General features: G+C 64.8%; 1 protein-coding gene. It reads right to left on the bottom strand.

Annotation, left to right across the window (positions count from 1 at the left end; genetic code table 11):
- The coding region (locus IU459_RS37685) for an AMP-binding protein (RefSeq protein WP_195134327.1) at window positions 1-400 on the bottom strand (400 nt) is incomplete at both ends.

The following is a 400-nucleotide window of genomic DNA, read 5'->3' as shown; positions in this document are numbered from 1 at the left end:
TCACCTCATGGAAGGTGACATCGACCGCGGCCTCGGTCGGACCGTACAGATTGTGCAACCGCGCACCGGTCAACTCACGCAACTTCTGCGCGGTCACCGCGGGCAACGCCTCACCCGAGGCGAAGACATTACGCAGGCTAGTGCATTCGGCCGCGCGCTCTTCGGCCACGAACACCGACAGCATAGACGGCACGAAGTGCGCCGTGGTGACCTGCTCGTCGACGATCAAGCCCGCCAGATACGCGGGATCGCGATGACCGTCCGGCTTCACGACCACCAGCCGCGCACCGACCTGCAACGGCCAGAAGAACTCCCACACCGACACGTCGAACGTCGCCGGGGTCTTCTGCAACACCACGTCGTAGGCCGCCAAGCCGTACTCGGCGTGCATCCACACCAG

The sequence above is a fragment of the Nocardia amamiensis genome, from assembly GCF_015477605.1.
Lineage (GTDB): Bacteria > Actinomycetota > Actinomycetes > Mycobacteriales > Mycobacteriaceae > Nocardia > Nocardia amamiensis_A.
This window is presented reverse-complemented; position numbering and strand designations above follow the sequence as displayed.